This is a genomic window from Geobacter hydrogenophilus, assembly GCF_018501225.1.
Lineage (GTDB): Bacteria > Desulfobacterota > Desulfuromonadia > Geobacterales > Geobacteraceae > Geobacter > Geobacter hydrogenophilus.
Map to the genome: position 1 here is coordinate 111,899 of NZ_JAHCZI010000001.1, position 12,215 is coordinate 124,113.

General features: G+C 58.4%; 11 protein-coding genes. All 11 read right to left on the reverse strand.

Annotated elements, in window-relative coordinates:
* Nucleotides 1-41: 41 nt before the first annotated feature.
* Nucleotides 42-1,142, reverse strand: a complete 1,101-nt coding sequence (locus KI811_RS00540) for a DegT/DnrJ/EryC1/StrS family aminotransferase (RefSeq protein ID WP_214184538.1) — start codon at nucleotides 1,140-1,142, stop codon at nucleotides 42-44.
* 7 nt (nucleotides 1,143-1,149) lie between these two features.
* Nucleotides 1,150-2,082, reverse strand: coding sequence for a Gfo/Idh/MocA family protein (locus tag KI811_RS00545; RefSeq protein WP_214184539.1), 933 nt, complete (start codon nucleotides 2,080-2,082; stop codon nucleotides 1,150-1,152).
* Complete coding sequence (gene lpxA / locus KI811_RS00550) at nucleotides 2,079-2,849, reverse strand: acyl-ACP--UDP-N-acetylglucosamine O-acyltransferase (RefSeq protein ID WP_214184540.1); 771 nt, start codon at nucleotides 2,847-2,849, stop codon at nucleotides 2,079-2,081. Before lpxA ends, KI811_RS00545 begins: the two co-directional genes overlap by 4 nt.
* A gap of 2 nt (nucleotides 2,850-2,851) precedes the next feature.
* Nucleotides 2,852-3,304, reverse strand: coding sequence for a 3-hydroxyacyl-ACP dehydratase FabZ (fabZ, locus tag KI811_RS00555; protein WP_214184541.1), 453 nt, complete (start codon nucleotides 3,302-3,304; stop codon nucleotides 2,852-2,854).
* A 2-nt stretch (nucleotides 3,305-3,306) separates the two neighbouring features.
* Nucleotides 3,307-4,344 (reverse strand): UDP-3-O-(3-hydroxymyristoyl)glucosamine N-acyltransferase, encoded by a 1,038-nt coding sequence (lpxD, locus tag KI811_RS00560; protein WP_214184542.1) that lies wholly within the window; start codon nucleotides 4,342-4,344, stop codon nucleotides 3,307-3,309.
* A gap of 3 nt (nucleotides 4,345-4,347) precedes the next feature.
* Entirely contained in the window at nucleotides 4,348-4,869 is a 522-nt protein-coding gene (locus KI811_RS00565; RefSeq protein ID WP_214184543.1) for an OmpH/Skp family outer membrane protein, read from the reverse strand.
* A gap of 64 nt (nucleotides 4,870-4,933) precedes the next feature.
* Nucleotides 4,934-7,219: an outer membrane protein assembly factor BamA gene (bamA, locus tag KI811_RS00570; RefSeq protein WP_214184544.1), complete on the reverse strand. Its 2,286-nt coding sequence runs from the start codon at nucleotides 7,217-7,219 to the stop codon at nucleotides 4,934-4,936.
* 48 nt (nucleotides 7,220-7,267) lie between these two features.
* The gene (locus KI811_RS00575) at nucleotides 7,268-7,945 is read right to left on the reverse strand and encodes an ABC transporter ATP-binding protein (RefSeq protein WP_214184545.1); all 678 of its coding nucleotides are present in this window, start codon (nucleotides 7,943-7,945) and stop codon (nucleotides 7,268-7,270) included.
* Nucleotides 7,938-9,209, reverse strand: a complete 1,272-nt coding sequence (locus tag KI811_RS00580) for a lipoprotein-releasing ABC transporter permease subunit (RefSeq protein WP_214184546.1) — start codon at nucleotides 9,207-9,209, stop codon at nucleotides 7,938-7,940. The genes KI811_RS00575 and KI811_RS00580 overlap by 8 nt, the downstream gene beginning before the upstream one ends.
* Nucleotides 9,210-9,287: 78 nt before the next feature.
* Nucleotides 9,288-10,766: a lysine--tRNA ligase gene (lysS, locus tag KI811_RS00585; protein WP_214184547.1), complete on the reverse strand. Its 1,479-nt coding sequence runs from the start codon at nucleotides 10,764-10,766 to the stop codon at nucleotides 9,288-9,290.
* Nucleotides 10,767-10,948: 182 nt separating this feature from the next.
* Complete coding sequence (locus KI811_RS00590; RefSeq protein ID WP_214184548.1) at nucleotides 10,949-12,214, reverse strand: RCC1 domain-containing protein; 1,266 nt, start codon at nucleotides 12,212-12,214, stop codon at nucleotides 10,949-10,951.
* Between the last annotated feature and the right edge of the window lies 1 nt (nucleotide 12,215).

Genomic DNA, 12,215 nt, shown 5'->3' on the forward strand with positions numbered 1-12,215 from the left:
GGGGGCGTCTCTCCCTTTCTGCACGAAAGCGTTGCTTCCGGCTATGCCTTGAGAGCCGACTTCACCACATCCACGACCCGGCGCACCTGCTCTTCGGTCATCTCAGGGAAGATGGGAAGGGACATGCACCTGGATGCCACCTCCTCGGCCACGGGGAGCGAAACGCCCGCGTAGTCGGCGGCAAAGACATCCTGTTTGTGAAGAGGGATCGGATAGTAAACCGCCGAAGCAATCCCCGCGTCGGTAAGGGCCTTCATGATGGCGTCGCGGCAATCGGTGAGAAGCGTGTACTGGTGGTAGACATGGGTCCCCTTGCCATCCTCGAAGGGAGGGGTGGCGCCGGTGCCGGCCAGCAGTTCGCTGTAAAGGTGGGCCACGCGGCGGCGCCCCTCGCTGTATTCGCAGATGTGCTTGAGCTTCGCCCGCAGAATCACGGCCTGGATCTCGTCAAGGCGGCTGTTGTAGCCGATAACCGAGTGATGGTAGCGAACCTTGCTCCCGTGGTTGCGGAGCACCTTCACCCGCTCGGCCAGTTCCGGGCAGGAGGTGGTGACAAGGCCACCATCGCCATAGCATCCCAGGTTCTTGCTGGGGAAGAAGCTGAAGGCCCCCAGCGCCCCGAAGGTACCGGTCATGCGCCCCTTCACGTCGGCGCCGAAGGACTGGGCGCAGTCTTCGATCATCAAAAGGCCGTGCTTGGTGCAGAGGGACTGGATGGCATCCATGTCCGCCGGCTGGCCGAAGAGGTGAACCGGAAGGACCGCCTTGGTCCGGGGGGTAATGGCCGCCTCGATCCTGGCAGGATCGATATTGAAGCTCTTGGGGTCCACGTCCACAAAGACCGGCGTGGCCCCCACGTAACGAATCGCCTCGGCGGTGGCGATGAAGGTGAAGGGAGAGGTGATGACCTCATCACCCTCCGTGATCCCTGCAGCGGCAAGGGCCAGGTGGAGGGCGTCGGTCCCCGAGGCAACGCCGATCGCATGCTTCACGCCGAGAAACGCGGCCGCTTCCTCCTCGAACGCCGTCACATTGGGACCGAGAATAAACTGGGTCTTCTCAAGGGCTTCCAGAATGCCCCGGTCGATCTCCTCTTTTATTGCTAGGTACTGCACCTTCAAATCCACCATTGGAATATTCATGACTACCTCACAGTTTATTGCTGATTTTGATTGCGGTTTCCAGCGCCCTCTTGCCGTCCTGTCCGGATACCACCGGCTTTGCCCCTGTCCGGACGCACTCCAGGAACGAGGCGATTTCAGCCTTCAGGGCATCCCCTTGGTCGAACGACTTCTCCTCCATGTCAACCTTGGGAACGCCGGGAAGCATTTCTCCGCTCCCCTTGCGGAACACCGCCAGCTTCTTGTTCTGGAAGTCGACGGAGATGTAGGAGTCGGCCTGGAATATCCGCATCTTCCGCTCGCTCTTGAGGCTGATGCGGCTGGCGGTGACGTTGGCCACGCAGCCGTTCTCGAACTGGATGCGGGCATTGGCGATATCCTCCTCGTCGGTGAAGACCGGGGCGCCAATGGAGCTGATCTGCTTCACCGGCGAGCCGACGATGGTCTGGATGATGTCGATGTCATGGATCATGAGATCAAGAACCACGTTCACATCGGTTCCCCGGGGCTTGAAGGGAGCGATCCGGATCGACTCAATGAAGCGGGGGCCGGTCAGAAGCCCTTTCAGACCCACGATCACCGGATTGAACCGCTCCAGGTGCCCCACTTGGAAGACTGCGCCCTTCTCTTCAGCAAGCCGGATGAGCTCATCCGCCTCTTCAACGGTGGTCGTGACCGGCTTCTCCAGGAGGACGTGAACGCCCCGCTCCAGAAACGCCCGCGCCACCTCGAAGTGGAACTGGGTCGGAACCACGATGCTGACAGCGTCGACCTTGTCGAGCAGGTCCCGGTAATCGGTGTAAGGGGTCGTCCCCACCTTGGCGGCCACCTCCTCCGCCCGGGGTCTGCTGGTGTCAACCACGCCGATCAGATCCGAATCGGGGAGCTGGGCAAATTTCTCCGCGTGAAAGAGGCCCAGATAGCCAACACCAATCACCGCTGTCCGAATCTTTTCCGTCATCGGCAGATACCCCTTTCCGATTTTTGCGCGAACTCGATGAAGTGAACGATCTCGGGAGACATGGGAACCTCTTCCCGAATGCGGGCAATGGCCTCGTCGAGCCGCAACCCCGACCGGAGCATCAGACGATAGGTCTTCTTTACGGCGCTGATTGTGTCCGGGGAGAAGCCTCGCCGCTTGAGGCCGACGGTGTTGAGCCCCGCCGACGTGGCCCGGTTGCCGCTGGCAATGGTATAAGGGAGGACATCCTGGCCCACCATGGCGCCTCCGGAGAGCATGGCGCTCTCGCCAACCCGCGTGAACTGGTGCACGGCGGAGAGCCCGCCAAGAATGGCAAAGTCCTCCACCACCACGTGCCCCGCCAGGGTCGATCCGTTGGCCATGATGACCCGGTTGCCGACAACGCAGTCATGGGCCACGTGGCAATAGGCCATGAAGAGATTTCCCTCGCCGATCACCGTTTCGCCGATACCGGTCACCGTTCCCGGCTGGAGGGTCGTGAACTCCCGGATGATGTTCCTATTGCCGATCCGGAGCCAGGTTTCCTCCCCCCGGTACTTGAGGTCCTGGGGGATTCCACCAACAGACGCCATATGAAAGATCTGGCACTCCTCGCCAATATCAGTCCAGCCGTCAATGACCGAGTGGGCGCCGATCCGTGACCCGCGGCCGATCCTGACATGCTCGCCGATGATGGCATAGGGGCCGATCTCGACCCCTTCGGCCACCTGGGCATCGGGGTGTACGATTGCCGTGGGATGAATCATTGTTACAACCTGTCCTTGTCGGCGAAGGTGGCCTTGAGTTCCGCCTCTGTCGTCACCTTCCCCTTGACAATGGCCTTGGCGCTGAAGCACCAGATGCCGCGCTTGCACCCGGTTGCCGTAACTTCGATCCGCAGTTGGTCTCCCGGCAGCACCGGCTTACGGAACTTCACGTTGTCAATCGACGCGAAATAGCAGACTTTCTTCCGCACCTCGTCGTCCGAGGCCATATAGGCAAGGATACCGCCCACCTGGGCCATGGCCTCGACGATCAGCACTCCCGGCATAATGGGATGACCGGGGAAATGCCCCTGGAAGAAAGGCTCGTTGATGGTAACGTTCTTGATCCCCACGATCCGTTCTCCCGGCACGTGCTCCACGATCCGGTCCACCAGGAGAAAGGGGTAACGGTGGGGGAGAATCTTCATGATTTCATTAATATCGAAGACAGTTTCCATTATCACGCTCCTTGCTTCTCTTCCAGTTCCCTCACCCGTTTCTCCAGTTCGGCGATCGTCTTCTTCAGTTCGGGAAGTTTCGGCACCACCGCTGACACACGAAGCCAATCCCGATGGTTGAAGGCCGGCATGCCGCTCACCATGGAACCGGCAGGAACATTGCCAGGGATGCCGGACTTGGCCCCTACCATGACGTTGTCTCCGATCTCCAGGTGCCCGGCAACGCCTACCTGGCCGGCGAGGGTCACGCGCCTGCCGAGCTTCGTACTGCCGGAAATACCCACCTGGGAGACAATCGTACAGTTCTCGCCGATAACGCAGTTGTGAGCGATCATGACGAGGTTGTCGATCTTGGTCCCCCGGCCAATCCGGGTGGCGGCAAGGGCTGCCCGGTCGATGGTGGTATTGGCGCCGATTTCCACATCGTCCTCGATGATGACGATGCCCAGTTGGGGAATCTTGTAGAAGCCGTCGCCGTCCGGGGCGTAACCGAAACCGTCGGAACCGATAATCGTACCGGCATGGATCGTGACCCGATTCCCGATACGGCACCCCTGATAGACTACAACGTTGGAATGGAGCGTAACATCGCTGCCTAGGTTGACCCCTTCATAGATGACTACACCCGGAAAAATCGTTACCCGGTCCCCGAGCGTTACGCCATCTCCCACGAAGGCCCCAGGATAGATGGTGACGTCGCTCCCCATAGTGACGTTCCGGCCGAGCAGTGCCCCCTCCATGACCCCCTGGGGCTCCCGTGGAGCAACATGGAACAGCGTGAGAAGCTTGGCAAAGGCAAGATAGGGGTTCGCCACGTGGATCGCGTTTCTGCCGTGGCGCTCGGCCCCCGGCGGCAGCACCACTGCGCCGGCTCCGGTTGTGGCAACCTTTGGCGCATAGCGGGGATTGGCGAGGAAGGTAATCTGGTGATCAGCGGCATCGTCAAGGCTCGCAACGCCGGAGATCGTCTTGGACTCGTCACCGGCAACGGTGCCGCCGAGGTATTCGGCAAGTTCCCTGAGGGTTCGCGAGACCGCCATGGGCTACTTCTTCCGTGACGCGTTGAAGAGCTTGAGGATTTCGTCGGTCACGTCGGCCTTGTCATCCACATAGATCATCCCCTCATTCCGGATAAAAATGAAGGAGTAGCCGTTCTTCCTGCCGAAATCCTGAACGACCTTCTCAAGCTCTTCGATGATCTTCTTGGTGAACTCCTCGTCCTTGGTCTGGAGCTCGTCCTGGGCGTCCTTTGTGAACCGCTGGAACTCCTTGAGTTTCTGCTGGTAGTCCTTTTCTTTGTTGCTGCGGGCAGCCTCGGAGAGGAGAACACTCTGTTTTTCCAAGTCATCCTTGAGCTTTTTAAGCTCTTCCTGCTTGGTATTGATCTCGTCCTGATACTTCTTGACCTTGGCGGCAAGCTGCTCCTTGGCCTCTTTGCCGGATTCGGAGAGATTGAGCGCCTTCTGCATGTCGATATAGCCGAGTTTGCCGCCGTCAGCCCCAAAGGCCACGGAAGCGAGCACCAGAGACCCCACGATGGATGCAACCGTAACGAATCTTTTCATTGTTTCTTCCTTTCGTGCCGTAATACTGCGAATCAGATCGTATGGGCAGAGCGCCCGTATGTTGTCAGAAGAAGCTTCCGATGGAGAACTCGAACCGGCCGCTGGCCTTGTCGATGCCATCGCGGGGGTTGACGGGAATGCCGTATTCGAGGCGAAGCGGTCCAAGCGGCGATACCCAGCGGATACCTGCGCCATAGCTCATCCTGAAACTGGAGAACATGGTGTCACCCTTGTCATAAACGTTGCCCACATCAAAGAAGGTCACTCCCTTGAGCCCGGCATCCTTGAGGAGCGGGAACGTATACTCCAGGTTAACGATGGCTTCCTTGTCACCGCCGATGAAAGCACGAGAAGTGGTAGCTGTCCCCTGGACATTGCTCGTTGACGTGGAGTAACGAACAGGGCTGATACTCCGTCCTTCATAACCGCGGATCGTGTTGATACCGCCGGCGAAGAAACGTTCGTCGATGGGTACATCCTTGCCGATACCTTGAATATAACCGAGAGCGCCCCTCAGACTGAGGACCGTGTTCCACTTCATGGGAAAGAACAATGATGTGTCGCCGAAATAGCGGATGAAGCGACTGGTGCCCCCCAAACCGGCAACCTCGATGGAGATGTTGTTCACCATCCCCTTGGTCGGGTCGAGCCGGTAGTCGGTGGTGTCACGGGTGAGACTCGCGGTGATGGAGCTGGTGGTGGACGTGGTTTCGGGGATTATATCCTCACTCGACACATTGACGTCGAATATCTTTTTATCCTCGTACTTGTACATCCAGAGGGTCCGCATGGTGTCGCTCAACGGATACCCAGCCTTGATGTCGCCACCCGTGGCGCGCCGCGTAAAGTCGAGGTAGTCACGCTCGGTGCGGTAGAGGTCGGCGCCCACCGTCCAGCGGGTGTCAAGGAAGTAGGGATCGGTGATCCCCACGTTATAGGTGGACGACTTGCCGCCGATGGAGGCGGCGAGGTTCGCCTTGAGACCAAGGCCCAGGAAGTTCCCCTGGGAAACCGAGCCCTGGCCGATGAGACCATCGAGGGAACTGTAACCGGCGCCGATACTGAACGTTCCGGTCGGCTTCTCCTTCACCTCCACGTTCACATCAAGCTTGTTGTCGGCACTCCCTTTCGCGGTGGCTATGTTCACTTCCTCGAAAAATCCCAGATTCATGAGACTTTGCTTGCTCTTCTTGAGTCCGGTGCTGCTGTAAGCATCCCCCTCAACAAGCTTGATCTCTCGACGCAGAACCTTGTCGCGGGTTTTGGTGTTGCCGATGACATTTATCCGGTCGATAAAAACCTTTTCCCCCTTCTCGAAATCAAAGGTTATGTCAACGGTCTTCTTGTCGGTGTTTATCTTGGAAAGGGGGGTAACGTTGGTGAAGGCATACCCCTTGTCGGCATAGAGGTCCGTGAGAGCGAGCACGTCAGCCCGCAGGTTAGCGCGGTTGAACGTCTCTCCAGTCTTGATTCGAAGCCCCTGGGCGAGTACATCCTCCTTCTCCAGGAGGTCGCCCTTGAACCCAATGGAACCGGTCTTGTACTGGTCCCCTTCGGTGATGCCGATGGTAACGGCAAGACCGCTGCGGTCCTCCAGGATCTTAACGTCGGGCTCCCCAACTTTCACGTTCACGTAGCCGTTGTTGAAGTAGAGGTCGGCAATGAGATTCACATCGTTCTTGAGGACTTCGTCCTTATAGGTTCCGGCGCCGGTGAGCCAGGACAGGAACCATTTCTCCTTGGTCTCCATGACGCCACGGAGCTTCTTGTCGGTGAAGGCCTTGTTACCCTCGAACCGAATCGCTTTGATGAGGACCTTTTCCCCTTCGGTGATGGTGACGACCACTCTGACGTCGTTACCGGAACGTTTCTCGCCCTTTACATCGACCTCGGCTAGGTAATACCCCTCGTCGGCGTAGAGTTTTTTAATCTTTTTGGTGCTCTGGGTCAGTTCTTTCTGCGAAAATATGGTGTTGGTTTTCAGGCCGAGGGCCTCTCTCACCTTATCGGTGGAAATTTGCTTTGCCCCGTCGATCTTGATCTCGCGAATGATCGGCTTCTCTACGACCGTATAAACGAGCACAACGCCGCTGTCCGATTTCTCCGTGTCAGCCTTCACATCCTGAAACTGCCCCAGGCGATAGATGGCACGGATGTCCGCGTCTACCTTCTCCACGTAGAAAAGGTCGCCCGACTTCAGCGTAACGGCATTGAGTATGGCCGCAGCGTCGATTCTCCGGTTGCCCCTCACCTGAACGTCGGAGATTTTCTCCCCTTCGGCAAAGGCCCCTTGGGCAGCGAGAACGACTGCCGCCGCGATACCAGCTCTAGTTGCATGTAACCGAATCACTTCTCCCCCGGGAGAATGGAATGTACAGCTGTAAATGCGCCGATTGCGCTAATCTGCAATGACCCGGCCGTCCACCAGACGGACCGTTCGCCCCATGCAGGATGCAAGTTTCTCGTTGTGGGTAACGATGACGAGCGTAACCCCCCGCTTCCGGTGAACACGCTCGAGGGTTTCATGCACTTCGTCGCTGGTCTTCATGTCGAGGTTGCCGGTCGGCTCGTCAGCCAGAAGAAGCTTTGGAGAGAGAACCAGCGCCCTGGCGATGGCGACCCGCTGCTGTTCCCCTCCCGAGAGTTCGCCCGGCTTATGGGTAAGACGATGTGCAAGCCCGACCTCCCCAAGGAGTTCCCTGGCCGGCGCTGCGGCATCGGAGCGCTTAACGCCGGCAATGAGCAGCGGCATCATGACATTCTCAAGGGCCGTAAACTCCGGGAGCAGATGATGAAACTGGAACACAAAGCCGATGGAGCGGTTTCTGAACGAGGCCAAGGCCGCATCACCCAACCGGAAGACATCCTCCCCCCCGAAGCGCACACTGCCCGAAGTCGGCCGATCAAGGGTTCCCATAATGTGGAGAAGCGTACTCTTCCCCGTCCCCGAAGCCCCGACGAGGGCGATGGTTTCGCCTTCGGCCACAGCCAGGCTTACCCCCTTCAGAACATCGACCCGGGTTTCCCCGGAACCATAACCCTTCGTGAGGTCCGTCACCTCAAGGAGACTACTCATAGCGCAGCGCCTCCGCAGGCGGCAGCTTCGACGCCTGCCAGGACGGATAGAGGGTCGCCACGAGCGATATGAGTACCGCCGTCACAGAGATCAGGACAACGTCGGAGAGGACCACTCGGGAAGGAAAATGGTCCAGATAATAGACATCCTTACTAAAGAGCTCGAAACCGGTCACCTTCTGCACGGCGCCAACGATCGGCTCTAGATTGTAGGCCACAAGGAGGCCGCCGATGACACCGATGACAGTCCCGGAGATCCCTATGATGAGACCCTCCAGCACGAAAATCTTCATGATGCTTCGCCCCGTGGCCCCCATGGACTTGAGGATCGCAATGTCCTTCGTCTTTTCCAGAACCACCATAAAGAGCGTCGAGGCAATGCCGAAGGCAGCGACCAGTACGATCAGGGTCAGAATGACGAACATTACCATCTTTTCCGTCTTCAACGCAAAAAGAATGTTCTTGTTCATCTGCATCCAGTCCCGTGCATGGAAGGGAAAGCCGAGTTCGCGGTCGATTTTCCGTACCAACTCTCCGGTACTGTAGACGTCCTGCACCCGGAGCTGAATGCCGGTGGCGGCATGACCGAGGGCGAGGAACTCCTGGGCCTCGGAGAGTCCCACATAAGCGAGGGTGGAATCATACTCGAACATGCCGGTATTGAAGAGCCCCACGACACGGAATTGTTTCATCTTCGGGACCATGCCGAGTGGTGTTATGTTGCCGAGGGGCGAAATGACGTTGACCGTGTCGCCAGGGTAAATATTGAGGGAACGGGCAAGCTCCCGGCCGATGATGATGCCCGGTTTGGGAGGCTCCCGGGTCGCGAGAGGAAGGGGTAAACGCTCAAGGTCTCCGAGCTTACCCTCCACAAGTGATCGGTGAAGATTGGTCACCAGAGGATCGGTCTTGACGTCGATGCCACGGAGCACCACGCCGGAGACATTGGAGCCGGTGGAAAGCATTACCTGGCTGTAAACGAACGGGGTAGCGGCCACAACCCCCTTCATCTTCTTGAGCCGCTCCATGATGGCGGGATAGTCTTCCATGGTGCCGCTGGACTTCAGGACCACCACGTGGGCGTTGGTTCCGAGGATCTTTTCCTTCAGATCCTCCTCGAAGCCGGTCATGACCGCCAAGACGACAATGAGGGCCATTACCCCGAGGGCGACTCCGGCGGTGGAGATAAAGGTGATGATCGATATGAAGGTCGACTTCCGCTTTGCCTTGAGGTAGCGGAGGCCGATAAAGAGCTCGTAGGACATTTTGGATCCGGGGACCGGCGACCGGGGATCAGGGACCGGCAGAAGGCCCCTGATTCTCGATCTGCTTGCGGAATCCCGTTATTTCTCCTTGCGAAGTTGCGGGAAGAGAATGACATCCCGGATGGACGGGGAATCAGTCAGGAGCATTACCAGGCGGTCGATACCAATCCCTTCTCCAGCCGTCGGAGGCATGCCGTACTCAAGGGCACGGATATAGTCCTCGTCCATGTAGTGGGCCTCTTCGTCTCCCTTGGCCTTCTGGGCAACCTGACCCAGGAAGCGCTCTTTCTGGTCCACGGGGTCGTTGAGCTCCGAGAAGGCATTTGCCATCTCGCGGCCGGCGCAAAAGAACTCGAAACGGTCGACAATATCGGGATCCTTGTCGCTCTTGCGGGAAAGGGGCGACACCTCGGTGGGATACGCGGTGATGAAGGTGGGCTGGATCAGCTTTGCCTCCGCCACCTCCTCGAAGATCTCGGTGATAAGCTTGCCGTAGCCCACGTCGGCCGGCAGGTCGAGCCCGATGCTCTGGGCGTAGGCATAGGCCAGGTCGCGATCTTCGAGGGATTTGGCGTCGATGTCGCCGTACTCGAGGATCGCCTCCTTGACGGTAAGCCGCTTCCAGGGGCGCTGGAAGCTGATCTCTATCCCCTGGTAGGAGAAGTCGAGGGTTCCGAGTACCTCTTGGGTCACGTGACAGAGAAGTTCCTCGGTGAAATCCATCAGGTCCTCGAAGGTGGCGTAGGCCTGGTAGAACTCCATCATGGTAAACTCGGGGTTGTGGCGTACCGAGATTCCCTCATTGCGGAAGTTGCGGTTGATCTCGAAGACCCGCTCGAACCCTCCGACCACCAGACGCTTGAGATAGAGCTCCGGCGCGATGCGGAGGAAAAGCTCCATGTCGAGGGCGTTGTGATGGGTAACGAAGGGACGGGCCGTGGCTCCTCCGGGAATCGGCTGCATCATGGGCGTTTCCACTTCAAGGAAGTCGTGACGCACCATGAATTCGCGGATCAGGTTGACGATCCGGGAGCGCTTGATGAAGACCTCCCGCACCTCGGGATTCACGATCAGGTCAACGTAGCGCTGGCGATACCGGGTCTCAACATCGGTGAGGCCGTGGAATTTCTCCGGAAGAGGAAGAAACGACTTGGTGAGTAGCCTGACCTCGCTCGCGTTAAGGGAAAGCTCCCCGGTCTTGGTGCGGAAGGGGGTACCGGTGGCGCCGATAATGTCGCCGATGTCGAAGGACTCAAAGGCTTCGTAGGCTTCGTCACCGAGAGTGTCCTTGCGCACATAGAGCTGGATGCGCCCCTTGCGGTCCTGGAGCTGGATAAAGGCGGCCTTGCCGAAGGAGCGGCGGGCAATGATCCGACCGGCCACAACGAAGGAGTCTGCCCCCGCCTCGTCGATCGTCTCGCACGTGCCATACGCAGCCACCACGTCCGCCGACGTGTGCCGGGGTTTATAGTCATTGGGGTAGGGATTGATCCCCGCCTCCCAGAGGGCATCGACCTTGCGCCGCCTCTGGAGCAACAGTTCACTCAATTCTTCCATCGCCTGCGTCGTTCCTTTCACGGGCCAGACTGGCCATAATCCAAACTGCCTGTATAGCCGAACAATGTCTCCCCCGTCAAGCAAAAAGGGGTGTATCGCACACGCCATTCACCAGCAGCAAAATTCACTGATGGGGCGGCCTTACGTCACCATGGGCCAAGGTGGTTGTGACTCCTGAATCGTTAGAAACCGGTCACCGCCACGGGGGTACTGCTGTTGGTGGACGACCCGTTTCCAAGCTGTCCCGATCCGTTATCACCCCACGCTTTCAGGTGTCGCCCCTGAAAGGCAAGAGAGTGATGTCCAATGGCAAGGATGGGACTTAAGCCGTCAATCTGCAGGGTACTGTCAAATGTTCCGATCAGGGTCGGGGTATAGTTGATATCGGCCGTAACCCCATTCCCGAATTGCCCATTGCCGTTGTATCCCCAGGCCCAGATCGTCCCTTGATTGTTCATAATGAGGATGTGGTCGAGCCCCGCCGCGACGGCCTTGATGGTGCCCGAAAAACCGGAAATCGTGACCAATTGGGGGTTGCTGCTGAACGGAACGGCAGCAGCCGGCGCAGCCGGGGTCGGATTCTGCCCCAGTTGGCCGAATCCGTTGTATCCCCAGACATACACTCTGTCGTCACCTGTCACCGCCACGCTGAATGCTCCCCCAGCGGCAATGAGCTTCACCCGTCCCGGAGGAAGATTAGTGACCTGAACCGGTGCAATCCGATCAGACGTATCACCAAGACCAAGCTGACCATTGTTGTTGCTTCCCCACGTCCAGACCGTGCCGTCCGTCTTCAGGGCAATGCTGTGGAGACCACCGGCGGCAATCCGTGCTACGTTGCCGAAGGGCGCCGCGCCTGCAATCAGGTCCCAGACAGGTTGCGGCAAAGAAGCATCCCCCCCCTTGTTGATCCCGAGCTGCCCGTTACTGTTGCTCCCCCAGGAATAGAGGCTACCATTGTTCGCAATGGCCAGACTATGGTAACCACCCGCCGCCACCGCCGTGACGTTGGGAAGGCCGGAAATCCCGCGGGGTATGGAGGAACTGTTCGAGCTTCCCGAGGTCCCGTTGCCCAGTTGACCGTAGCCGTTGTACCCCCACGCCCAGACGGAACTCGTGTTGCGGAACGGGACAAAGGCAAGGGTATGGTTCGAACCGATGGAAAAACCGGCGAACCGGGACGGGGTTGCCACTGCAGCGGGGCTCGTAGCGGTAGACGTCGAATCGATTCCGAGTTGACCAAAGGCGTTGTTCCCCCACGCGAAGAGATTATGGGTGCTGTACGTGCCAAAGGGGGTTGAATATGCCTTGAACGCCGCGGAATGGGTGTAATAGGTAGACGTAGAGGTAGGGTAAGTCGTCGTGGATGATTTACTGCCACACCCCTGGAAGATTCCAACTGCAAGCCCCGCGATCAAATACGTAACGCCCCTGAATGTCCTTTTCATG

What these genes read in the sequence shown, in the direction of transcription:
- lpxA (WP_214184540.1), bottom strand. Translation starts at nt 2,849, where the DNA reads ATGATTCATCCCACGGCAATCGTACACCCCGATGCCCAGGTGGCCGAA.
- fabZ (WP_214184541.1), bottom strand. Translation starts at nt 3,304, where the DNA reads ATGGAAACTGTCTTCGATATTAATGAAATCATGAAGATTCTCCCCCAC.
- KI811_RS00580 (WP_214184546.1), bottom strand. Translation starts at nt 9,209, where the DNA reads ATGTCCTACGAGCTCTTTATCGGCCTCCGCTACCTCAAGGCAAAGCGG.
- KI811_RS00575 (WP_214184545.1), bottom strand. Translation starts at nt 7,945, where the DNA reads ATGAGTAGTCTCCTTGAGGTGACGGACCTCACGAAGGGTTATGGTTCC.
- lysS (WP_214184547.1), bottom strand. Translation starts at nt 10,766, where the DNA reads ATGGAAGAATTGAGTGAACTGTTGCTCCAGAGGCGGCGCAAGGTCGAT.
- KI811_RS00545 (WP_214184539.1), bottom strand. Translation starts at nt 2,082, where the DNA reads ATGACGGAAAAGATTCGGACAGCGGTGATTGGTGTTGGCTATCTGGGC.
- KI811_RS00565 (WP_214184543.1), bottom strand. Translation starts at nt 4,869, where the DNA reads ATGAAAAGATTCGTTACGGTTGCATCCATCGTGGGGTCTCTGGTGCTC.
- KI811_RS00590 (WP_214184548.1), bottom strand. Translation starts at nt 12,214, where the DNA reads ATGAAAAGGACATTCAGGGGCGTTACGTATTTGATCGCGGGGCTTGCA.
- lpxD (WP_214184542.1), bottom strand. Translation starts at nt 4,344, where the DNA reads ATGGCGGTCTCGCGAACCCTCAGGGAACTTGCCGAATACCTCGGCGGC.
- KI811_RS00540 (WP_214184538.1), bottom strand. Translation starts at nt 1,142, where the DNA reads ATGAATATTCCAATGGTGGATTTGAAGGTGCAGTACCTAGCAATAAAA.